This window comes from Pedobacter nutrimenti, assembly GCF_003208655.1.
GTDB classification, from domain to species: Bacteria; Bacteroidota; Bacteroidia; order Sphingobacteriales; family Sphingobacteriaceae; genus Pedobacter; species Pedobacter nutrimenti.
The window spans coordinates 253,461-276,842 of record NZ_QKLU01000001.1; the positions used below are offsets into that span (position 1 = coordinate 253,461).

23 protein-coding genes and 1 tRNA gene are annotated in these 23,382 nt (G+C 39.8%); 13 read left to right on the plus strand and 11 right to left on the minus strand.

Features of this window, described 5'->3' with window-relative positions; all coding sequences use genetic code 11:
• Positions 1 to 40: 40 nt before the first annotated feature.
• Positions 41 to 592 (minus strand): 5' nucleotidase, NT5C type, encoded by a 552-nt coding sequence (locus B0O44_RS00975; protein ID WP_110826832.1) that lies wholly within the window; start codon positions 590 to 592, stop codon positions 41 to 43.
• A 126-nt stretch (positions 593 to 718) separates the two neighbouring features.
• Here B0O44_RS00975 and B0O44_RS00980 point away from each other — a divergent pair, with 126 nt between their 5' ends.
• From B0O44_RS00980 to B0O44_RS00990, 3 genes are all read left to right on the plus strand, one after another.
• Entirely contained in the window at positions 719 to 1,468 is a 750-nt protein-coding gene (locus B0O44_RS00980) for a DeoR/GlpR family DNA-binding transcription regulator (RefSeq protein ID WP_110826833.1), read from the plus strand.
• A 101-nt stretch (positions 1,469 to 1,569) separates the two neighbouring features.
• The gene (locus B0O44_RS00985) at positions 1,570 to 1,944 is read left to right on the plus strand and encodes a response regulator (RefSeq protein WP_110826834.1); all 375 of its coding nucleotides are present in this window, start codon (positions 1,570 to 1,572) and stop codon (positions 1,942 to 1,944) included.
• A complete protein-coding gene (locus B0O44_RS00990; protein WP_110826835.1) occupies positions 1,928 to 4,162 on the plus strand; it encodes an ATP-binding protein in 2,235 nt (744 codons plus the stop codon). Before B0O44_RS00985 ends, B0O44_RS00990 begins: the two co-directional genes overlap by 17 nt.
• Positions 4,163 to 4,189: 27 nt before the next feature.
• Here B0O44_RS00990 and B0O44_RS25265 read toward each other — a convergent pair whose 3' ends face one another.
• Positions 4,190 to 4,315 (minus strand): hypothetical protein, encoded by a 126-nt coding sequence (locus B0O44_RS25265; RefSeq protein WP_262512040.1) that lies wholly within the window; start codon positions 4,313 to 4,315, stop codon positions 4,190 to 4,192.
• Between the two features lie 68 nt (positions 4,316 to 4,383).
• On the opposite strand from B0O44_RS25265, the gene B0O44_RS00995 reads away from it, so the two are divergent.
• A complete protein-coding gene (locus tag B0O44_RS00995; protein ID WP_110826836.1) occupies positions 4,384 to 5,187 on the plus strand; it encodes an AraC family transcriptional regulator in 804 nt (267 codons plus the stop codon).
• On the opposite strand, the gene B0O44_RS01000 is transcribed toward B0O44_RS00995, so the two are convergent.
• A complete protein-coding gene (locus B0O44_RS01000) occupies positions 5,184 to 6,329 on the minus strand; it encodes an acyltransferase family protein (RefSeq protein WP_110826837.1) in 1,146 nt (381 codons plus the stop codon). The two genes, B0O44_RS00995 and B0O44_RS01000, sit on opposite strands and share 4 nt — an antisense overlap.
• Positions 6,330 to 6,648: 319 nt before the next feature.
• Between B0O44_RS01000 and B0O44_RS01005 the strand changes: the two genes are divergently transcribed.
• The 4 genes from B0O44_RS01005 (at position 6,649) to B0O44_RS01020 (ending at position 10,396) form a co-directional block, all read left to right on the plus strand.
• On the plus strand, positions 6,649 to 7,503 hold the full coding sequence (locus tag B0O44_RS01005) for a helix-turn-helix domain-containing protein (protein ID WP_110826838.1): 855 nt from the start codon (positions 6,649 to 6,651) through the stop codon (positions 7,501 to 7,503).
• 140 nt (positions 7,504 to 7,643) lie between these two features.
• On the plus strand, positions 7,644 to 8,372 hold the full coding sequence (locus B0O44_RS01010) for a siderophore-interacting protein (RefSeq protein ID WP_110826839.1): 729 nt from the start codon (positions 7,644 to 7,646) through the stop codon (positions 8,370 to 8,372).
• A 67-nt stretch (positions 8,373 to 8,439) separates the two neighbouring features.
• Entirely contained in the window at positions 8,440 to 9,426 is a 987-nt protein-coding gene (locus B0O44_RS01015) for an amidohydrolase family protein (RefSeq protein ID WP_110826840.1), read from the plus strand.
• Positions 9,427 to 9,523: 97 nt separating this feature from the next.
• Positions 9,524 to 10,396: an alpha/beta fold hydrolase gene (locus tag B0O44_RS01020; protein WP_110826841.1), complete on the plus strand. Its 873-nt coding sequence runs from the start codon at positions 9,524 to 9,526 to the stop codon at positions 10,394 to 10,396.
• Between the two features lie 74 nt (positions 10,397 to 10,470).
• Here B0O44_RS01020 and B0O44_RS01025 read toward each other — a convergent pair whose 3' ends face one another.
• From B0O44_RS01025 to B0O44_RS01050, 6 genes are all read right to left on the minus strand, one after another.
• A complete protein-coding gene (locus B0O44_RS01025; protein ID WP_110826842.1) occupies positions 10,471 to 11,100 on the minus strand; it encodes a DUF1963 domain-containing protein in 630 nt (209 codons plus the stop codon).
• Between the two features lie 180 nt (positions 11,101 to 11,280).
• Positions 11,281 to 12,420 (minus strand): epoxide hydrolase family protein, encoded by a 1,140-nt coding sequence (locus B0O44_RS01030; RefSeq protein WP_110826843.1) that lies wholly within the window; start codon positions 12,418 to 12,420, stop codon positions 11,281 to 11,283.
• Positions 12,421 to 12,584: 164 nt separating this feature from the next.
• Entirely contained in the window at positions 12,585 to 13,283 is a 699-nt protein-coding gene (locus tag B0O44_RS01035) for an alpha/beta hydrolase (protein WP_110826844.1), read from the minus strand.
• Positions 13,280 to 14,491, minus strand: coding sequence for an MFS transporter (locus B0O44_RS01040; protein ID WP_110826845.1), 1,212 nt, complete (start codon positions 14,489 to 14,491; stop codon positions 13,280 to 13,282). The genes B0O44_RS01035 and B0O44_RS01040 overlap by 4 nt, the downstream gene beginning before the upstream one ends.
• Before the next feature lie 8 nt (positions 14,492 to 14,499).
• Positions 14,500 to 15,306, minus strand: a complete 807-nt coding sequence (locus B0O44_RS01045; protein WP_110826846.1) for an MBL fold metallo-hydrolase — start codon at positions 15,304 to 15,306, stop codon at positions 14,500 to 14,502.
• A gap of 135 nt (positions 15,307 to 15,441) precedes the next feature.
• Positions 15,442 to 16,281 carry a helix-turn-helix transcriptional regulator gene (locus B0O44_RS01050; RefSeq protein WP_110826847.1) on the minus strand — a complete coding sequence of 280 codons (840 nt, stop codon included), beginning with the start codon at positions 16,279 to 16,281 and terminating at the stop codon, positions 15,442 to 15,444.
• A 356-nt stretch (positions 16,282 to 16,637) separates the two neighbouring features.
• On the opposite strand from B0O44_RS01050, the gene B0O44_RS01055 reads away from it, so the two are divergent.
• Genes B0O44_RS01055 through B0O44_RS01065 form a run of 3 tightly spaced genes read left to right on the plus strand, consistent with a single transcriptional unit; the run spans position 16,638 to position 20,126 of the window.
• Positions 16,638 to 17,918, plus strand: a complete 1,281-nt coding sequence (locus B0O44_RS01055; RefSeq protein ID WP_110826848.1) for a TlpA family protein disulfide reductase — start codon at positions 16,638 to 16,640, stop codon at positions 17,916 to 17,918.
• Between the two features lie 51 nt (positions 17,919 to 17,969).
• Positions 17,970 to 19,361: a sensor histidine kinase gene (locus tag B0O44_RS01060; protein WP_110826849.1), complete on the plus strand. Its 1,392-nt coding sequence runs from the start codon at positions 17,970 to 17,972 to the stop codon at positions 19,359 to 19,361.
• A gap of 12 nt (positions 19,362 to 19,373) precedes the next feature.
• Positions 19,374 to 20,126 (plus strand): LytR/AlgR family response regulator transcription factor, encoded by a 753-nt coding sequence (locus tag B0O44_RS01065; RefSeq protein ID WP_110826850.1) that lies wholly within the window; start codon positions 19,374 to 19,376, stop codon positions 20,124 to 20,126.
• Between the two features lie 409 nt (positions 20,127 to 20,535).
• Here B0O44_RS01065 and B0O44_RS01070 read toward each other — a convergent pair.
• Positions 20,536 to 20,623, minus strand: a tRNA-Ser gene (locus tag B0O44_RS01070).
• Between the two features lie 353 nt (positions 20,624 to 20,976).
• Here B0O44_RS01070 and B0O44_RS01075 point away from each other — a divergent pair.
• Both B0O44_RS01075 and B0O44_RS01080 read left to right on the plus strand, forming a co-directional pair.
• A complete protein-coding gene (locus B0O44_RS01075) occupies positions 20,977 to 21,480 on the plus strand; it encodes an RNA polymerase sigma factor (RefSeq protein WP_110826851.1) in 504 nt (167 codons plus the stop codon).
• Entirely contained in the window at positions 21,470 to 22,090 is a 621-nt protein-coding gene (locus B0O44_RS01080) for a hypothetical protein (protein ID WP_110826852.1), read from the plus strand. The genes B0O44_RS01075 and B0O44_RS01080 overlap by 11 nt, the downstream gene beginning before the upstream one ends.
• Here the strand turns inward: B0O44_RS01080 and B0O44_RS01085 are convergent.
• Positions 22,056 to 23,159: a fatty acid desaturase gene (locus B0O44_RS01085; RefSeq protein ID WP_110826853.1), complete on the minus strand. Its 1,104-nt coding sequence runs from the start codon at positions 23,157 to 23,159 to the stop codon at positions 22,056 to 22,058. The two genes, B0O44_RS01080 and B0O44_RS01085, sit on opposite strands and share 35 nt — an antisense overlap.
• Positions 23,160 to 23,382 lie beyond the last annotated feature (223 nt).

Sequence of the window (23,382 nt, forward strand, 5' to 3'; positions counted from 1 at the left end):
TTACAGGTTCCGTAAAACAGATCAGCGGAACCTGTAAAAATCAATTTAGGGCGGCCAGTTCTTTCTGAAGCAGGGATTTTACTTCTTCCCAGCTGTGTACACGCTGGTGACGATCGGTGGTTGCATTGTGTGCTGCATGAAAAAGAATGGCTTTTCCTTTGCAAAAGTCGAGATTCTTAAAATGATCATCGATCATATAATCGGTATCTATAATGCTTTTGTCGCCGCAGAAAACAATGTTTTTCCAGGAAATGAATGGGAAATGTTCCTGGAGCCATTCCTTTTTCTCGGAGAGTGATTGCGGAAATTCCATTGCTGCAGAAACAATGTAAATTTCAAAATCTTTCATCAATTCCTGTATGACTTCCACCGCACCTGCCATGACTGGTAAGGTTCGGAAAAAACCAGGGCTGTGGACAAATTTCAATACGGCCTCTTTGTTCGGGAAAGCCTCGGATTCGGGTTTGCCAAACAGCTCTGCCCGGTTGACCAGAACACCATAGTCCTTGTAGTACCAGGTGATAAAATGCGATTCTGTATCTGCAATAACGCCATCCATATCGATGGCAATGCTTGGTTTTTTTATTTTCATTCTTATCGTTGTTTTAAATAATAATGCAAAAATCTGTGATTTTTTTAAACTTATATTGCAATATTATGCAACGAATGTACTGTTTATTTGCAATATATTGCAAATATTATTATTTATATTTGCAGCATGATAAAGGCCGAAAGACAAAATTTAATTCTTGAGTACCTGACAAAAGACAAAAAAGTATTACTGGACCAGATCAGTAAAATACTGAAGGTGTCTGAAGATACTGTTCGCAGGGACATCAAAGAATTGTCTGATAAAGGCCTTTTAAGAGCTGTCAGGGGCGGGGCTGTACACCGTTCGCCGATACCATTGCATTTTAAGGAACGCCAGTACATCGATGTGGAACATAAGCAGATCATTGCCGGAAAAGTTTTGGACTACATTAAACCAGATATGGTCGTTCTTATCGATTCAGGAACCTCTGCGCTCGCAGCAGTTGCAAATTTACCAAAAGACATTGCCCTGACCGTGGTGACCAATAGTTTTCCGGTGGCTTCGGTTCTGGAGGACCATCCAAAAATAGAGGTGTTGTTTATGGGCGGAAGATTGAACAAAACTGCCTTTTCTACCAGTGGCTTTGAAACCATAGAGGCCATCAGGAACATTAGAGCAGACATCTGTCTGCTGGGGATATGCAGTATTGATTTGAACTGGGGGGTTACCGGCGCGGATTATGAAGACAGTTTGATCAAAAAAGTAATGGTAGAGACTTCCAAATATATTATTGCACTCTCCACCTCCGATAAATTAGGGACTTCTGAGTCTTTTTACATTTGTGCGGCCAACCGGCTGGATGTGATCATTACAGAGGCCGATCCGGCAGAAGTCGATTTGACCGCTTATTCCCAGGCCGGTATTGAAATCCGCTAAGCTTTAGCTTAAGGTCCAAAACTTTTTTAAACAGCAGTTGTTATTCTGTAAGTGATCCTGGGAAAGGAACTCCTTCCCTGTGGTGTTTATGTTTGTAGAAGATGGAAAAGCGGATATTAATAGTGGAAAATGACCTGGAAATGGAAGATGTCTTTAAAGAGATTTTTCAGGGTGATGATTATACAGTTTTCTTTTACGAAGAGACGGAAGATATTATAGAGCTGCTTGAAAAACATGAGCCTGGTATTGTGATTCTGGATTACAATCTGAATGGCCTGAATGGCGGCGAGCTTTGCAAATTGGTGAAAGCACATTCCAAATTTAAAGATATACCGGTCTTACTTTTATCTGCCTTTCCGAAGTTCATTTATAATAAGGAAAATGTTGGCTATGACGCTTTTCTGGAAAAACCATTTGACGTGGAGGAATTGCAGAATATTGTAAAACATAAAATAGTTAATGGACGCTCAAAATGATTTTTTATTCAAATATTTTCTGGAAAAAAGCCTGTATGGGCTGGTGCTGAAAAGGCAGGGGCCTTCCTTTAGCATTTATGCGGTCAGTAATGAATACCTGTACATTACCGGAACAGCAGAAGAAAATCTGATTGGGAAAGACATCTTAGATTTACCCGAGGGGATTTTTCCTTTTTTTATCAGAGAACTTCTTCATAAAGTTACGGCAAGTAAAACAGAAACCGATGTTCAGCCTTTTGTATTCAGGGCACAGCATCAGAGCGAAAACATCTGTATTTCAGCCAGGATTTCTCCTGTTTTAAATGAAGCTGCCGAAGTTGTTTTTCTGATTTATTCTATAAAACACGTTGACCAGACCATTTGTACCGAAGGGGATCAGTCAAACCGGGACTACTTTATACAGATGATTGATCAGGCTCCGGTAGGCATAGGTGTGCTCAGGGGTAAGGAAATGATTGTAGAATCAGCCAATCAGATTTTGCTGGAACTTTGGGGAAAAACAAAAAGTATTTTGAACCTGCCCATGAAAGTTGCTTTGCCCGAACTGGAAGGGCAGTCTTTTTTAAGGTTGCTGGAAGATGTTTATACCTGGGGAGAGGCTATGGTCGGCAATGAATCCAAGGCTTACCTGATGCGCCAGGGAAGACTGGAACCGGCCTATTTTAACTTTGCCTACCAACCCTTGAGTAACAACAAAGGGGAGACAACCGGGATTATGATTATTGCTACCGATGTTACGCCCTTGGTTGCCATTAAACAAAGGCTGGAAGAAAGTGTGGCCAATTTCAGAAACCTGGTCATGACCACGCATTATGCCCTGTTGGTCCTTAAAAGTAAAGACTGGATTGTGGAAATAGCCAATCAGTCTTTATTTGATTTATGGGGCAGGCAAAAAGAAGAAGTGTTGGGACTGCCCTTAATGAAAATTATGCCCGAACTTCAGGGACAGTCTTTTCAGGAGCATTTAAGCAAAGTATACCAGACCGGCTTATCGTATGGGCCTGATGAGGAAATTTTTTTTTACAATACGTCATCAGGTATTGGGAAAAAGTACGTGAGTTTTTTTTACGACCCTATGCTGGATACCGAAGGTAATGTCTATGGGGTCATAGTCGGGGCGGAAGACATTACGGCTAGGGTCGAAAACAGACAAAAAACCGAGCGTGCAGAAGAAATGCTTCGGATTGCGATTGAATCGGCCAACTTGGGTACCTGGCATTACGATCCGCAGAGCAAAAGGCTAACCGTTTCTCCAAGGTTGAAAGAACTGTTTGGTTATAAATTAGGTGAAGAAATGACCTACGATACGGTGATTGCCCAGGTGACGGATGAATACAGAAGTATTGTGCAGCGCGCCATTCAGTCTTCGGTGCTTAAGGGCGAAAGCTTTAACCTGGAGTTTTCGATTAAGGGCTATTATGATCAGAAATTGAGGTGGATGAGGGCTACAGGCCGGATCTACAGAGATAAGGAGAACATTCCGGTCCGGTTTTCCGGTATCCTCATTGACATCACAGAGCATAAACAAGATGAGATCCGGAAGAACGATTTCATTGCCATGGTCAGTCATGAGTTAAAAACGCCATTGACCTCCTTAAAAGCCTATGTACAATTACTGGGCTCAAAGGCCAGACAAAATAAAGATGAAGCTGCGGTCAATTCCCTGAGCAAGGCCGAAGGACAGGTCAATAAAATGAACAATATGATCCGGAGTTTTTTGGATCTGTCCAGGTTAGAGGCAGGAAAAATCAATCTGGAAAAACAAGTATTTCCTTTGGATGAACTGATTGAGGAAATTATCGAAGAAGTTACCCTTACCGATAAAAGCCATAACATTTCAATTTCTGAATGCGCCTCAATTGAGGTGGATGCCGACCGGGAAAAAATAGGGCAGGTTATTAATAATTTAATCGGTAATGCCATTAAATATTCCCCACAAGGTAAAATTGTAGAAATCAGGTGCCTGTTGATTGATCAGAGGGTGCAGGTAAGCGTAAGGGATGAGGGGCTGGGGATCCCGAAAGAAGACCTGGCCATGTTGTTTGATCGTTTTTATAGGGTCGAAAGCCGCAAACTCAAAACGATTTCCGGTTTTGGAATTGGTTTATACCTGAGTTCTGAAATTATTAAAAGGCATAATGGTCAGATCTGGGTGGAAAGTGAAGAAGGAAAAGGCTCTACCTTTTATTTCAGTCTGCCAGCAAAAGAGCCTGTTTAAGATTTTTATAAACAGGCTCCTTTTTATCTAATGATAGTAATAACCATGGTAGTAACGATGGTAATGCCTGTAACCGCCCCGGCCTTCTACAATACAGGAACTAAAGCTTACAGCTACTGCAAGCAAAAGCAAAACATATTTAACTGTTTTCATGATAAAGTTTTTTTGTGTGTACAGGTAAGACCTTTTCTGCTTTAAAAGGTTTAGTACCGGGTTAAAATATGTACTTTAGATCGTCATCTCTTATTTTGTTTTGTATGCCTTCTTTTGATTTTGCAAGAGCCCCTCATTTTGATAACCTGGAGCTTTTTTCGTCAGAAAATGAAAATGATTATTTCCCATTCCATTTTCATGACTTTTATTGTGTTTCATTGATCACCAGCGGAACAGAGATCTTAAAAAATACAGAACAGGAGTTTATAGCTCCATCCGGTACCATTAGCATTACCCAACTGAACGAAGTACACCGGAATTTTTCGTTAATAGACAGTGGATACAGCTATAAAACATTATACCTGAATCCGGAGCTTCTTCGGTATTTCAACAAAGACAAGCCTGTGCAGGCCCTGGAAAGGGTTATATATGATCCTGAGCTTTTTCAGAACCTTTCCCGTTTGTTCGATGTGGAAAATCAAAATACGACCTTATGGGAAGATGGTTTTAAGGCATTAGTCAAATATAGTGTCAGACCTGACCAGAAAAATTTATGGACAAAATCTTTTTCACTTATTGATGAGATTATTGAAAATTACCCCAATAAACAGGTTGATACCGAGTGGCTCAGCAAAAAGTTTTGTATGAGTAAATTTCATTTTATCCGTGAATTTAAAAAAGCAAAAGGCGTAACCCCCCAGACTTATGTGATGCTTTACCGTCTGGGCAAAGCAAAAAAAATGCTTTTGGAAAATATTCCTTTGAATGATATCGCTTATCTGAATGGCTTTTTTGATCCAAGCCATTTTACCAATAGCTTTAAGAAGTATTTTGGAGTTAATCCAAGTAGCTACAGGGGGCCGCTACTTTAATTTTTCAGATATCTGTAAATAAATTTCTTTCCAAAAGACACCCCACCATTTTCAATTTTAGAATAACATATTGACGATACGCCTATTATTAATGCTGTACATGGCACCATTAAGAGCCAAAATGTAAGTTCATTTTGTTTTACGAGTTCATATAACACTGAAATTTTAAAGAAAAGATAAATTATAACCAAATGTAATAAGTATAAACTATAACTAATGTTACCTAATCTAAGGATCCCTTTAAGAGATAATAATCCAAATAATGTTGCACCATTTGCCACTAGAAAAAAGAAAATCGATAATAACATTATTTGTAGAATGCCTATAGCATCGTTAAAAAAAATGAAAACTGAAAATAAGCAGACTAAGGCAATAGAAGAATTAATAACCTGATTATTATAATTGTAGAATTGTTTTTTTATTAATGTGACGCATAACATTCCGCTAAAAAACAAAGGCAGTGCAGCATGGATAGGGGGAGTGATTTGTATAAATAAAAGACCGGAAACCAAGCCTGTTATGCAAAATAGTAATGCTGTTTTCTTTCTGATAAAGAAAGATGTCAATGGCAATGAAAAATAAAATAGCCATTCAAACCTAAGTGTCCAGGCGACACCTAGGATTTTCATTGTGGGAAATTGGTTAATATCCAGGCAACATTCAAAATAACCAATAGCAAGCCATTTGAGGAGGGAATTTTTAAGTTCGGATGGTGGACCAAGTATCTTAAAATGACTTTCAAAAGCGATAATAATCAAAGCAATAAGAAAGACAGTATAATAAACCGGTGCAATTCTGAAAATTCGGTTTACATATAAAATTTTCCAGTTCATAGTTCCGTTAGACTCAAGAAGTTTTCCCCAGAATAGGAAAGCGGTTAACATAAAGAATAAGGCAACCCCAATAGAGCCTAATAAACCATTGAAAACATATTCTGTAGCCCAGAATTTAGTTTTAATTAAATGAAAGTTTGCATCAAAATGATTAACGACTACACTAAAAGCTAATAGTCCTCTTAATCCATCTAAGGTTTTTACTTTTTTTTTTTCGGAAGTTAATGATTCGTCTAGTTTGTTGAAAATTGGCAAAGATATAAAGACAATAGTGAAGATAATTAAAATAAAGAATGTTAAAGCTGGCATTTACTAAAAATTATATGATTTTTTTATTAGAGTGATTTTAATTATTTATTTATTTGTATATTTTTTCTTAAACGATTTTTTTTATGTTTTTTGTATTCTTAAAGGGAAATATATTTTTTAATTGTGTTTTAAGTTTCTTTTATTGTAATTGTTGCTGGTGATTTGTGAAGTTTATTTTAATGGATGACCATGCTATATTGATTGTGGGGCCTGTTTTTTACATCAGGTTCCCCCAATTGTTCATATTTACCCACGATTAGTCTATCTTTTCCTGCGGTTAAGCAAGTAAATTGTATGCCTTTAAGGTCCTGATATTTATATGAAGCAAAAACCAGAGATTCCAATACATCACCTGCAGGAGCGTGCAGTGAAAAATTACGAGATAACTACCCTGGAAGGGTTTAAAAGGCTTGCGCACTGGAACCAGGCACACCGCGATGACAATTACCTGTTTATCTTTCAGTACGGCGGATCAACTAAAATGATGGTCGATTTTCAGGAAATCGTATTGTCCGGATGCGTGGTTTATTGCATTCTTCCGGGGCAGGTACATTATGGAATTTTTTCACATCAGGCTTCAGCCTGGGTGCTGGCTGCGGATGCTGCCTGGATTAAGGAAAAATACCGCACCGTGTTTACAGAATTTGCGATTAAAAATAAACCGGTTTCTTTGAATTCTTCCCGATGTAAATTGCTTAGGGAAAGTTTTACGCTACTCAGCCATATGGACCAGCAAATTTCCAAAAATCCAAATGATCAGACGCTGAATGCGATGCTTGAGGTTTGCATCTGCCTATTTGTAGCAGCCTGCAGAGGTGATCTTGATGCCACTGTCTCTGTTGTGCTGCGACCGCAACTGATCACCAGGCAATTCAGGGGCTTGCTGCTGCTGAGTTTTCGGGAAATGAAAAGCCCCAGGGAATATGCCGCCGCACTTCACATCTCGGCATCCTATCTTAATGAGGTGGTTAAAGATACAACAGGTTATCCGGTGAGCTACTGGATACAACAGGAAATCGTTCTTGAAGCTAAACGTATGCTCTTTTATACGGACCATACCGTGAAAGAAATTGCGTATCGGCTTGGCTATTTGGAAACGCCCTACTTTATCCGGCTTTTTACTAAAACCACAGGTATTTCCCCGCTGCGCTTTCGAAATAACTCCCGCAAATAGTCCATACATTTCCAGCAATCCGGTATTGATCCGCTGCATCAGGCTGTCGTTCTTTGTTTTATTCAAAACAAGACAGAAATGCTTATGAACTGGTTTTGGCCAAACCGAGTTGCAAGAAGTGGAATATTAATCAATAAATTATGCCAAACGTACCTAAGTGGATTGCCGATCAGATGGAGAATTTATTATCCTCCAAATATTTTGAAATTGAGGTGATGGAGACGATCAAATACAATCCGGAAATCAAAAAAATAAAATTCCATGCAGATTTGGACCTTATAGCGTATTATCCAGGTTCTTCGATGGTCTTTAGGGCCAGTGAGCGCGAACTGCGCCATTATACACCCTCAGACTTTGACCCCGGGCAGGGAATGTTTGAAATACTGTTTCATATTCATGGTCATGGTCCTGGGAGTAAACTCGCAGATCGTTTGGAGGCTGGGGACCGCTTAAAAGTATCTGTTCCCGCTGGCAAAAATCTGTATCAGAAAGACAAAACTTTTCATTTCTTTTTTGGCGATGAAACCAGTCTTAGTTTTTATGTGGCACTGCTCAGGGAAATCAAGAACAACAACCAGTGGGCGGAGGGAATTTTTGAACTGAACGGGATGAATATGGATACCGTAGGAGATATGGACTACGATATAAAAACCGTGATTAAAACACCCAATGACCCTGCAAGGGCCGCCATCGTTTTACTGGAAGCCTGGATCGCTGCCAAGCCTGAGCTGTTTAAACATGCTGTATTTTATCTGACGGGGAATGTTGCTTCGGTACAAAAATTCAGGACCGTACTCAAAAAGCATGGTGTCAGCTCTAAAAATATAAAATTACAGGGGTATTGGGCAGAAGGGAGTATAGGTTTGTAGTTTTATGGTGATGTATTTATAGCTATATTTATCGTCAGGGCAGGGACCTTTTAACCTTAAATTCAATATGCGGATCGTTACACTTGAAGAACATATTTCTTTCCCGGAAATGGCTAATCAAATACCCATAGAAGCGCTTGGCGGTTTTGGACAATCTGAGGCCATGAAGCGGATGGCTCCAAAGCTTGCCGATGTTAAACAGGAACGTTTAAAATCAATGGATGCCAATGGCATTTCGATGCAGGTACTTTCTGTAGACAGTTCAGGTGCTAATTTGTTGACTGCCGAGCAGGGCCCGGCCTTTGCCAGGCAATACAACGATCTGATTGCCGAGCGGATTTCGGGTCTGGAAAACAGGTTTACTGCTTTCGCCCATTTGCCAATGACCGCGCCACTGGCCGCTGCTGACGAATTGGAACGAGCAGTAAAAACATACAATTTCCGGGGCGCGATGATCCGTGGCTTGACGCAGGATCAGTTTTTGGATCAGGCCAGGTTTGCACCAATATTTGAACGCGCAGAAAAATTGGATGTCCCGATTTACCTTCATCCAGGCTTGCCACCCAAAGGAGTTGCTGATATTTATTACAGCGGGCTGCCCAATTATTCAGGTATGGCAGAGGCATTGGGTTGTTACGGCTGGGGCTGGCACTCGGAAACAGCATTACATGTTTTAAGACTCCTTTTTGCAGGTATTTTTGATCAGTATCCAAAATTAAAGCTTATTATCGGGCACATGGGCGAAATGTTGCCCATGATGATGGTAAGGTCCGAACGGGCATTCAAGCCAGGAAATGGCGGGGCCAACCAGCGGACATTGACCGAAACCTTCCATGAGCAGGTGTACATCACCACCAGTGGCTTTTTTACCCAGCCACCATTAAGAATCGCTTTAGATACATTTGGTATTGACAACATCATGTTTTCAGTAGACTATCCTTTCAGTACAAATGAAATGGGTATTGAATTTCTAAATGGGATTGAGCTTCCACAGGAGCAGCTGGCTAAAATTGCACATGGCAATGCAGACCGGCTGCTGAAGTTGGCAGTGTAGGATACTTTGAATATAGATTTTATAGAATCACTGCACAGAATCCTAAAATGCTTCTGATCTTTATGTCATTAACAATCAAACTAAACCGGGCAGTTTTATGAAAAATCTATTAATACCAGGAAATCTTATTAAATTACTCCTAATCGCAATTATTATGGCTACATCGTCTATATCCAATGCACAAAAAATAAAACCTGGCAGCAGTGGTTACGCAGCAGCCAATGGCACCAAAGTTTATTACGAAGTATATGGTGAAGGTCAGCCCATTGTTTTACTACATGGTGCTTACTATACGATTGAGATGAATTGGGGCCAATTGATACCTGAACTGGCAAAAACCAGAAAAGTAATTGCTGTTGAATTGCAAGGACATGGACATACACCCTTTTCGGATAGAAAATTATCAAGGGCAACTTTAGCCAGCGATGTAGAGAAAGTAATGGATTATCTGAAAATTGACAGCGCAGATGTAGCAGGATATAGTTTTGGCGGCCAGGTGGCCTACCAGTTTGCAATACAAAGCCCTAAGCGGTTGAAAAAACTGGTCATTATTTCTTCAGTTTATAAAAGTGATGGTTGGGTGAGCGGAGTAAACGATGTGTTTAAAATGATGAAGCCTGAATTTTTAGCTAATTCACCGCTGCAAGTTGCCTATGATGCTGTCGCTCCGGATAAAACAAAATGGAACAAGTTCCTGGAACAGATGATGACTTTAGCCCGAGAGCCATTTGATTTGGGGGACGACAATGTTGCAAAAATCACTGCACCTGTATTGATCATATCAGGCGACAATGATGGCATGGATAAAATTGAACTGGCAAAAACATATAAATTGTTGGGAGGGGGTGTTTCTGCTGATTTGCAAGCTATGCCAAAATCACATCTGGCCATTATTCCCAATCAAAGCCATGTTAGCTTAATGCGGCAAACAAAAGAAATATTCGGTTATATGGATCGTTTTTTACAATAAGGGCAGCTGGAAGGGCTAAAATAAATCATTTTTAAACGCTGCAAACATTTGCTGGATTTAAGCAACTGTTAGAGCTATGAATATTGTAAGGTAAGCAATCCAGTATTGTTTGATGGATTGTAGAAAACATACAGCACGCCCCCCATAAATATATTCTTATGATGAGGAATCACTTTCCCAAAATACAGTCCAGAAATTTGCAGAACGAATTCATAACCTGTATAATTAAATCTGTCTTGAAGCCAATTGGGCCGGCCACCGATTTTATCATCTATATCTTCAGAAAATTCATCTTCATCTGTTTCAACATTCAGATTTAATTCTAACTTTTTAATACTGGAAATGGGGGATTCGAATTCCTGTCTTGGTTCTGTTGGGAAATGAGCAACAACATATCCATTTTCCCTACCTCTTGCCATATCGATAGCGCACTCTATATCGTCTTCTTTGTAAGGACAAAAAATAGATAAAATTTGTCCTTCCGGGACAATGATATTACATTGTGATTTTAGCAAATCAGAGGATAAAGAAGCCAAAAATAGCATTTTTCTTCCGTGACGATCAGTTGGCCAGTTTATGGCTGGGGGCAGTAAAGAACTACCCCCAATTCTATCGTGATCACGATCATCAGTGCTTTTTTCGTATGTGGTATAACTTGCCATTTGATTGAAGCTTACATTCGCTTTATGGATAGCATTATCCATAAAGCGAATGTAAACAATAAATTAAAGAGAAATAATTCTCTCGCATTTAAATAGGTAAGTTCATCTTTTTGATGCAGATTTTTTGGGAAGGTTTTGGGTAGGATTACCTCGCTGTGTTTGCTGATCCCTGAAGAGGGAGGCTTCGGCTCTTGTTTTTTCTTCTGATTTTAAAATAACACGTTAATGCTCATAGACCAATCCTGAAAAAAAATTTATAATATCTTTTGAAAGTAATTCTGGCTGTTCCATTGCAGCAAAGTGCCCGCCAGCAGGCATTGTTGTCCAATGTTGGATATTATTAAAACCTCTCTCTATATATGACCGGGGCGGAGTGGGCAATTCTTTTGGAAATTTAGCAAAGCCAAGGGGTACTGTTACCTGCTCATTTTTTTTAAATACCAATGGATTCTTACTGTTTTCGTTATAAATACGCATAGAAGAATGTATGGTTTGGGTGATCCAGTATAAGGTAATATTGGCAAGCAGCTCATCTTTGGTAAAACTATTTTCAATATTTCCGTTATGATCACTCCAACCTTTGAATTTTTCAACGATCCATGCGCATAGTCCAACAGGAGAATCATTTAGCCCATAAGCAGCTGTCAGTGGTTTGGTAGCTTGTATAGAAGCATAGGCGCCTTCCCTTGCAGACCACTCCGCTCCAGCTTTCTGAAAAGCTAAAATCTCCTCAGAAAGCCGCTCTCCATCTGCTATATAAGGTTTATAAGAACCAGAGATGTAGTTAAGGTGCAAACCAATAATAGGAGATGGATATTTTAAAGACAACCATGTGCTGATCCCCGAACCTATATCACCACCTTGTGCTCCATAACGTTGATACCCAAGTTCCATCATTAACTGATGCCAAATGTCGGCAACAAATTCGCTGTCGCAACCGGGATGAATAATTTTACCAGAAAAGCCAAATCCTGGAACAGAAGGGATAACCAAGTCAAAAGAAAAGTAAGGGTCTTCAGTCAACAGGGGTATAAGTTTCACCATTTCCAGAAATGATCCAGGCCATCCATGGGTAATTATCAATGGTACTGATCGCTTACCCTTTCCTTTGATGTGCATAAAATGAATCTGATGCCCATCAATATCAGCCATGAAATTGGGATAAGAATTGATTTCAGTTTCAACTTTTCGCCAATCAAATGTTTTCTGCCAGTACTCAACCAATTCTTTCAAGTAAGAAAGATCAGTACCATAATTCCATTCAGATCCTGTTATCTGATCTGGCCATCGGGTTAGATCTAACCTTAATTTTAGATCATCCAAAACTTGTTGTGAAACATGGACTGAAAATGGTTTAATCATCTTGGCAGGTGTTGAAAGCTCTATAAATGAATGATTTGTTTTTTGTGATAAAAGGTAGCGAAAAACCGATTAAGGTTAAGCTGCTCTTTCTAATTAATTTCCGTCTGGTTAGATGATTCATTGGCATAAATTCAATCCTATATTGAAATAGTCCTAAGGTCAATTTATTCGGATGATTTTGCAGCTTCAAGAATCAACTGAGCTACTTCTTGAGGTCTGGAAGCTAATGAAAAATGGCTGGCTTCTAAATAAATTATTTTTTTAGATTTCATTCTTTCTGCCATTTCTCTCTGTGTTTCTGGCAAAATCATATGATCGTTTGAAGACACCTGATACCAGGTTGGTTTATTCTGCCAGGCAGGATTGCCCATTATTCCATCAAAACATTTACTATGGATTGGTTTTTGTGCCAAGGACGCCACTAGGGCATCAGCTTCATTTAAATCATGACAAAAACTTTTATGGTGCTCATCATATTTAATCCACAAAAATCCCTTGCTATCAGGGTATATGCTCGTTCTTCCAGCCGGCTGCTCTATCTTTTCTGCTGATATACTTCTTAAACTCTCTCCTTTGTCAGGTGCAAATGCGGCAACATAAACCATACCTACTACCTTGTCATTATTTCCGGCACCAGAAATCACTGCCCCCCCATACGAATGACCCACCAACAAAACCTTGCCATCTTGCGCATCAATTAAATCGTTTGTTTTTTGGATATCGTCCTCTAAAGAGGTTAAGGGATTTTGTACACTCCTGACTTTATATCCTTCTTTGTGCAACAGCGGAATAATGTATCTCCAATTAGAGCCGTCCGACCATGCTCCATGTACCAATATAATGGTTAAATTTTTTGTTTTCATTTTTTGATTTTTATTAATTTTTTTGATTTTATTCTTTCATCTATAGCTTGTTTATGGCGGCTTGGGAATGCAAACTTACGCCCCATAGCCACCAGCGAAATCACGATAACCATTAACAGGAAACTTGTCCATGGTATTGCGCCCGGACCTGTATAATCCAAAATCAACCCACCTATAAATGCCCCGGAAAAAACGCCTATATTATAAACAGTTACAGTAATGGAACTTCCTATTTCAGGAAGCCCCTTTGCCGCATTGATAGTTGCGGTTTGCAATAGCGAGGGCAGGCCCCCGAAGGAAATGCCCCAGAATACAATACATGTATAGAAAACAAAATAAAAATGAGCTGCCAAAGAAATGATAAATAATGCACTCGCTCCCAGAAGTATGAATAATAGTAAAGTGGATCTCCTATGAGTATCAATAAATCTTGCAGTAATGAGAATTCCCAGCACCGCCCCGATACCGAATAATCCTAAAGCAAGACCTGCATTGTCTTTAATTCCATTAGTGACCATGATTGGCGACAGATAAGTGTAGGTTACATAAATAGCAAGTGAGGTTGTAAATGTTGTGGCCATGACCAGAAATACACCTGGCATTTTGAATAGCTTAACGGGTATGTCCATCTTCTTTTCATCAGCTTTAACGCCAGGAATTTTCCATGCTATCCACACAAGGAGTATAAATATCAATGCAGACAAGGCTGCAAAAGTGCCCCGCCACCCGATAATCTGACCTAAAAAAGCGCCTATTGGCAGTCCAAGGGAAAGCGCAATCGTACTGCCGGCCATGACCATTGATATGGCCTTCCCTGTATTGTTTTCATTCACCAATCTCGCTGCATAACCAGCCATGAGCGGCCATAGGATACCACCAAAACCTCCCGCCAATATTCGCATTATTACGGTAACCCAGTAGTTTTGTGAAAAAGTGGTAATGACATTTGACAAAAAAAAGCCGAAAATAACAGCTAGCAGCAAAGGCTTACGGGAGAGATTTCTTGTTAATGTGGTAGCGGGAAAAGCTGTTAAAACTGTACCTAGCGCATAATAGGAAACCAGTCTTCCTATACTTGAAGCATGAACTTGTAGATCAGTCGCCATATCAAGCAGGAGGCCTGCAGGCAGAAGCTCTGTTAAGATCGCTGAAAAAGCAACCATTGTGAAAGCTAACAACGAAAAGAAAGGAAATTTTTCTCTTGACATTTTTTTTATTACCACAATTCAAACCAATCACCTGGTTCTTTAACCATAATACCTGTTTTTAAATTTGTTAAGCTGGCACTCAATCGCTCTACCGGGTTTGAAGTCTCCATATAGATAGGAGGGTTATGCATGGTATGGTAATGTATTGGAACTACAAAGTCGGTCTTAAGGATGTTTGCGGCTACAGCTGCCTGCTCCGGAGTCATTACAGCTTCAATTGAACTCATTGGCCTAAGTGGTGGAAAATCTACAATGGGGGCATTTATTGGCAGGAATCCAACATTGAAGGGGCCAAATCTGTGAAAAATTCTCCACCACAAACCATGATACAAGGTGTCTCCGGCATGAATGATTCTAAATCCCCCGCACTCTACAACCCAGCTGAGCTGGGGATCTCCGAATCCATCAACAGCAGGCACCGAAAAAATCCGAAACGGCCCGACTTTTCTTTCTTCCCACTCCCGGACAATTTCAGTTCTGAGTTTGTACTTATTAAATTCGAGCTCGGCATGCTTTGTCAGTGCCAGATCAGCATCATTGCCCATGGCGGCAATCGGTCTAAAAACCGGCGCACCTTTACTAAGGGCCACATTTAATGCCCCAGGGTCTGCGTGGTCATTGTGTAAATGCGTTAATAGCGCGACTGAGGCTGCGCCTGGTTTAGACGATGCCGGAAACCGCTCGGCAGGATTACGCATCATCGCCAACTGCGAAATATCTTGAACATAATCTATCAAAAGCGTTTCACCTGCACACTCTATTTCCACTCCGGCCCAACCCAGTCTCCGCATCCTAACTTTTTCCTCAGTACCCATAATTTTTTCTCATTTTTTATTGACAAGGCAAATGTGCAGGTAAAAAAGGAGCTGTTGATAGGCAGATATTCCTTAAAAGTTAGCAATTCTTCCTGTGCCGGGTAAACGGAAATACTATAGGGATTAAAGAAGGGTTTACTTGTGCTGCGAGGCGCATTTATCACGGTATTGAATGGGAGATATGCCTTCTCTATTGCGAAAAAACCGACTAAATGTCTGAAGATCATTGTAGCCCAATTGATGGGCAATTTCCTTGATGGAGGAGTTGCTGTAATTAATCTGCCTTCTGGCATGGATCATAATCCTGTCATGGATAATTTCACGTGGAGTACGTTTCAAGATAACAGAAAATAAATTGGCCAGTGTTTTTGGTGATTTGTTTAATTTTGACGCATAAAAAGCAACATCATGGTGTTTGAGGAAGTGGGAGTCGACCAGATAATTAAATTCCCTGATGATATCTAGTTGTTTTTTCTCCAGGTCTTGTAAATAGGTGGATTTAGTTAAAATCCTGACAGAGAGAATTAGCATTCTCTTAAGCATAGTTTCCAACATTTCTTTCTTCAGGAGACTTTCCTTAAGCATTTCCTTGGAGAAAATTTTCCATGAAGTCTCAAAATCCTCAACTTCATTTGCATTTAAAAGCAGCCTTGGGACGTGTGTGGCACTATAAAACAACAATCCTTTGCTTCCCACCTGGCTATCTTGATCAATCATGCAAAAAAAAGATTTATTGAACCGAATCATACGGGCACTACAGAGCCTTACATCATCGATTTTGTGAAATTCCGTTAAAAAGATAATCTCATTTTTTGCAAGTTGATAAGGAACCTTATCAATGGTTATTGCTAAACTGTCTGCTGTATTCCAGATAAAAGTCTTGTCCAATTTCCGGGCCTGAAAAACACTATCCTGATTTTCACTATCAAGTTCAGTAAGGCTGAGAAATTCTTTCGAATCGTTTTCGAAAACCATGATTACAAATATAACTCCGTTTTTGAAATAGTCAAGTACCTGACACCATTTGTCGGTCCTGGTGCCATTTTGTTTTGAGGAGATAGGATTACCGCGCTGTGCCCGGTGGTCCCTAAGGGGAGGAGGCTTCAGTTTATTTTTTAAACGCCGCTTTAATAGGACGTGTGGATGGTTTGTGGTTGTTCACTCAACCGATCTTAAATTTCTTTTCATAGCTGCAAACGCTATGTCCCTGATCTATATGTTAAATTCTTATTTATGCTATGAATTTGGTTTCTATAACTGAATTCACAGTCAGAGGGTCTGTTCTCACAGTGTGCTTTTTTTGGCAATATGTCCGTATTTAATTTTGGACTATGAAAAAAAATAAATCAATCATTACTTTATCAATAATTTTGCTCTTTAGCCTCTCATGGAATGCAAAAGCGCAAACTAAACAAACCATGCAAAGCCGGATTCAATCCATGAATGAAGAAACGGATCCAGAAAAAAATGTGGTTTCGATGCACAGTATTATCAGGGACTTCAAGCTTGACATGGTCAACAACTCTGAGGATATTGACAATCTAAAAGGACTGGTGGCGATTTCCTTTCTTAAAGCCGGTGCTTTTCAGAAATTTGAAGTCTACCTCGGTTTGATAAGCAACAAGTTTAATCAAACCTCTTATTTGAATTTTGCAGCATGTGATTTGTTTGAGAGGAAAATCAATCTCGATTACGCGAAGGTTCTGGCACAAAGGACTGTTGAACTGTATGATTCTTATAAGAATGACCCTTCAGCCAGGCCAGTAAATTTTCCTTTGGAAGATTGGACCTGGTTTATGCGAAGGGCGGCATATCCATATTATGAGACCTATGCAGAAATCCTTCATGAAAAGGGTGAAGACAAAACCGCATTATTCTTCGAAGAGAAAGCATTAAAAGGTATTGATCTGGAAGATGCGGGGACGTCATCAGTATCACTTTATACCGCTCTTTTAGCGTCACAGGGGCAAGAGGATAAAGTGTATGAGATCTTGCTGAAAAGGGCCAGTATTGGTAAATCAAGCTTAGATATGAATCTTCGACTCCGAAAACTATGCCTAAAGAAAATGGGTAGCGATAGGACATCTGTGTTTTTGGATTCTATTCAAAGAAACATCAATAATACGTACAAGGTTAAGATTGCTAAGAAAATGATGATTAATTTGAAAGCCCCGGATTTCAGTCTTTCAGACCTGAATGGAAAGCGTATAACACTTGCTAGTTTAAAAGGGAAAGTTGTTGTACTTGACTTCTGGGCCACATGGTGTACGCCTTGCATTGCTTCAATGCCTGCGATGGAAAAAATAAGTAAAGCACATCCCGAAGTCGTTTTCTTGTTTGTAGCTACAGGCGAGAATGGAAAAGGTGCGGTGCAACGCGTAGCATCCTACGTTAAAAAGACAAAGTTTCCCGTTCATGTGTTGATGGATATCCCTCTAAAGGGAACTCCGGAACTATTCCAGGTGGCATCGGCCTATAAAGTTGATGGAATTCCCACTAAAATAGTCATCGACAGAAAGGGCAAACTTAGGTTTTCGACAACCGGATACCCATCAGATACTGAGCTGATCAATGAACTGGAAGCGATGATCGCTGTAGCCAAGGGCCAATAGGCGGCCAAAAAAATTATATATAACATTATATTAGTAGTTTAAGAAAGGGATATGAATTTAGGTGTGTTTATTTTATTTTTTGTTACCTGTGTTCAAAATGTTTATTGCCAGCAGGTTCAGCCAGGAAAATCATACCTGCGTTTTGAAGCTACAGAACTGCCAGGCAGTCAGGTTAAGGAAATTGGAGAGGGAAAGCTGATTAAGGTTTATACCTCAGGTGGTTTTATTCGCGTTCATACCACTGCTGCATTCGATGAAGTAGCTCACAAGCTTTCAGTAAAGGGCCTCACAAAAGAAACTAAAGTCCGGGAGGGGATTGTTGTTTATCTAGCTGCCAATCAGACGTTTTCTATTGATGTATTGGACAAAAAGACCGATGCCATCCTGAGCAGCTATGTCATCAAAAGACCGAAGCTAATTCCTGAAATCAAGTTTTACCATCAGACAAAAAATAGCGAAAATCCTTTCTATATTTCATCCTTGAAGAATGATACTGATGAGCTCAGAACATCAGCAGGAGAAATAAAATTAAGCATTTCTGACAGAACTGATTTTAAGAATATGGAAGTGGAATATGCTTTGATAAACTTAAAAACAAGAAGATCTCTGCGTGGACTGGGCAAAACCGATTTAGCTTCTTTAAAGTTAATTGCAAACACAGATTATGAATTAAGGGTTAACTATGTGGTTCAAAAGGAAGGTCAACACATGATCTACATCCATGTAGAACCTTATTGGTATCAATCCGAGATCATCCATATGATATTGCCGGCCATCATTGTAGCTCTTGGTTTTCTTTTGATCATAAGAGGTTTAAGGCACAAGATCAAATCCTCAGAAAAGGAACAGCAAAAAAAGGAAGAGGCGGCGATCAGATTGCAGTCATTGCTAAATCCGCATTTTACATTTAATGCACTCAGTTCCATTCAGGGCCTGATGAATACCGATCGTATTGAGGAAGCCAATGAGTATTTGCAGGAATTCGGTTCTTTATTAAGAAAAACACTGGCTAAAAGTCAGCAGGTTTTTAACAATCTTGATCAGGAGCTGGAAATGATGCGCATGTATATACACCTGGAAGCTTTACGATTTAATTTTTCCTGGGATATAGAGCTTTCCAAAACGCTCCATACCTCCGATATAGTAATACCTACTTTGCTTTTACAACCCCTGATTGAGAACGCGATTAAACATGGTCTTTCAGGTCTTGGCGACAAAGGACGATTGCTGATCATTTGCAGGGAAGGGGAGAAAAAGGATACTTTTGTGATTATAATAAAGGACAATGGGACCTGGCTGGATAAAAAACCAGATTCAGGTTATGGCCTTTCTTTAACTGCAGAACGAATCCTGACCATTAATAAGCTGAAAGAAGAACAGGCAATTGTGCTTGATTTCAATATACAATCCGGCACTGAAGCTATTTTGACATTTCACAATTGAATCAATAATTAAATGATAACTGCAATAATAGTCGATGATGAGCGCATCAATATAGATAACCTGCAAGCTTTACTTGCCCGCCACTGTGAAGATATTGAGGTTGTGGCTACAGCGATAAATGCAGATGAGGCAAAAGTACTGATCCTGGAATTAGGACCGGACGTGGTTTTTCTTGATATAGACATGCCCGGAAAGAATGGTTTTGATCTTTTGAGATTGATAAAAGATCCCGCTTTTGATGTTGTTTTTGTTACTGCTTATGATGCTTATGGGATTATGGCGGTTAAATTTTCAGCACTTGACTATTTGTTGAAGCCAATAAATATTGCAGATCTTAAAGATACAGTCGCGAGAATAGTCCAATCCGTCCATGCCAAAAGATACAACCTGCGACTAAATAATCTGCTCAAACTGTTAGACAGCACCTTGCCGTATGAGCAGCAAAAAATTGCTTTGCCTACCCTGAAAGAAACCTATTTGGTTCCGGTAAGGGATATTATCCGCTGTAGCTCTTCAAATAACTATACCACGTTTTTTTTGACCAATGGGACGGAACATCTGATTTCAAAACCCTTATACGAATATGATGAATTGCTAAGTCCTTACGGATTTATACGATGTCATCAGTCACATTTGGTAAACAAGGCACATGTTATAAGTATTCTTAATGAAGATTCCGGATACCTGGTTATGGATTACGGGAATCAGAAGGTCCCTATTTCAAAACAGAAAAAAAGTTCGATCAAAATGTTGTTAAAATTATAACTTTTGAAGTTTGGCCGTCAATCTCATTGTTAGTGATACGTGCGTGAGGGATTACCTCGCTGTGCTCTCGGTTCAGATTTTCTTTCTTTCTTTTGGGGAAATTTTTGGGTTAGTATTTTGTTAGGGATTACCTCGCTGTGCTCAGGGATTACGTTGACGTACTCGGTGCAGATTTTCTTTCTTTCTTTCTTTCTTTCTTTGGGGAGATTTTTGGGTTAGTATTTTGTGAGGGATTACCTCGCTGTGCTCGGTGATCCCTGAGGGGGGAGGCTTCAGCTTATTTTTTTACAAATGCTGCGTCGCTACGCTCCCTGGCATTTTTTATTTCAGATGCTCTCCCGAATGAATTCGGGTCGCCATGAAATAAAAAATGCCGCCCTTCGGGGCAGCATTTGTAAAAAAAATAAGCTGGCGGAGAGTGAGGGATTCGAACCCCCGGAGCTATTACACTCAACAGTTTTCAAGACTGCCGCAATCGACCACTCTGCCAACTCTCCGGCGCAAAAGTACAAATCCTGCTTGATTTTGCAAATTCTGATTTGCTATTCTCTTTATTGGGGCTGATCCTCAGTGAATTTAAATTCATTTTTACTTCTGAAATTGGCTTTTTATCCGATTGAGCACTTCTGTCGCGCTAATTTTTTCAGCTTAATTATACGCCAGGCTAAATTTTAAATATATTTCATTTTTCTTGTAACGATTTATCCGTTACGTATACTTATTGGGTGTAAAATTTTTTAAAGGGCCCTGAAAACAAAAAATGAATGCAAATCAAAAGAGGATGATCATTTTAAATGTGTCGTAAACCAGTTTTTAAAAAAAATTATATAATGGACTAAATACATAAAGAGTGCAGCACAGGGAAAGGGAATTTCTTACACTTATAGAAATCCATAAAGGGATCATTCACAAGATGACCAGAATGTATATGGATTACAGAGAAGATCAGCAGGATCTTTTTCAGGAAATCATTTGTCAATTGTGGAATTCTTTTGATTCCTTTAAGGGCAACAGCAAGTTCTCTACCTGGATGTACCGTGTTGCATTAAATACTGCAATTGTTTTTCTTAAAAAAGAGAAAAGGAAACTGGACACCAGCCCGGAGCTTCCTGAAAATATGGCGGGGGAACAGGACCATTCCACAGAAAAAGAAATTCAGCTGAAACTTTTTTACCATGCAGTGCAGCAACTGGATAATATCGAAAAAGCAATTATATTTTATCATCTGGAAAACTATTCCCATAGGGAAATAGGAGATAACCTGGGGATTATGGAAGGGAATGTAAGGGTAAAGCTCAATCGGGCCAAAACAAAAATTAAAGAACTGATAAAAAAACAAGGATATGAATTTTGATGATTTAAAATCTGCCTGGGAAGAAGAAACTAATGAGGAACAAGGGCCAATAGGCCTGGAGGAGCTTAAAACAGCCAGGATGCCTTTAGAGCAATTGCGCTCAAAGATAAAATGTGAGTTTTGGGCGCATTGTGTGGCGATCCTGTTTACGGGATTGCTTCCTCAGATCGCAGGTTTTGCTGCGGGGCTGCTGATGCCTTTTTATGCATTATTTACCGTATATCTGGCCATCTGCATTTATTACTCACTCAAATTCTATTCCTTCTATAAGGGACTGTCGGTACAGTCTCTTCGTACCAAAGACAGCCTTTATGAGACGTATTATGGCATCAGGCTTCACCTGGAAATGTATAAGTCATATACCTACTCCTTACTGCCCTTTGCTGTTATTTTTGCATTGATGTTCATAGCGAGCGTAAACAATGGTAAGCTTATGACTATGGTGCTCAAAGAGCAGGCCGTTCAAAAAGAACTCCTGTTTGCGATTGTGACCAGTCTGATGGCCACATTGCTGGGCGTGATGCTGGTCACAGAGTTTTGGGTAAAGAAACAATATGGAAAATATGCAGACCAGATCAGAGCATTACTTGATCAGCTGAACGAAGCTTAACAGCCGGTTCAGCGACCTGCTCCTGGACTTCATCATTTTCCTGTTTTTTCCGTTTATAGGGTTTGGCATAACGGTGATGAAAATCCTTTTTTGAATCGTGATAGGAAGTCACCAGACCAAGCTTGTTCAACACCCATATGTAATACCAGGCAAAATCAATTTGATGCGGTAAAAAACCAGTCCTGGCACTTTTAGGATATAAATGGTGGTTGTTGTGCCACTCACCGGCAACAAATCCGGGCCACAACTGGTTGATGGACATGTCTTTCTGGTTAAAGTCTATTCCTGTTCTGCGTTTGTCTTCGCCTTTTCCATGTCCTTCGTAATTAAAAGTACGGACACCAACCGCCCAAAAAGCAGCAGAGGCAAATATAGTGCAGCCCAGGGCATGACCACCAATTAAAAAGAACAGCACATACCAGAAACTCCAGTTCATCACGCAGTACATTAAAGCCAGGCCTGGATGGGTCACAGAACCCCATTTAAGATATTGGGTATAGTTATTCGCATTTACCCCGGTATGCTTCATCAGGCCAACAGTGCGGTTATAATCTTCTTCCGAAAGACTTTTTGCAATGGGCTGGTGGTTGACATCTGCAAGAAAACAATATAAAAAACCACCTGAGGCATTGTAAGGATCTCCGGGCTGATCAGATTTTGCGTGATGCACATGGTGTGAAACCACATAAATCTCTTCAGGTATCATACTAATGGTTAAGTTCTGGGTCAAAAAGCGCCAGAATTTATTCCGGAAGGTATAGGCCTGGTGGGTGCAGTACCTGTGGTGCCAGATGGTACCATGCGTACCCATTGCGATCATGCTGTATATGAAAAATACAACCAGCAGCGGAATAGTGAAAAACTTAAAAAAGAATAAAAAAACAAGAGGTACCAGCAGGATTACCCTTGACCAGCTAAAAAAAGCCAGCCAGTTTTTTTTACAGCGAAAAATATTGAGTCTCTTAAAAAACTCTGTCAGCAGTTGTTTCGAAGTTGGCTTACTCAGCATCCCCTCACTATCGGACCAGCCATACACCGGCGGATCTAGTACTCTGTCCAAATAGGCCATTAAAATATAATTTTGCTGAAAGTACACCTAAATTTTGACATTATCATGATTATTCGGTGTTAATTGATTGTTAAGCTTTGATTTGCCTGTGCATAAAAATGATTATATGGCTTTTAAATAGCCATGATAAGGTTTTTACCGGACTTTGTAATATTGTAGTTAGCCGGAAAAACGTTCGCAGGGCAAGCTATATACAGGATGTCAGGAAATATGAAAATACATT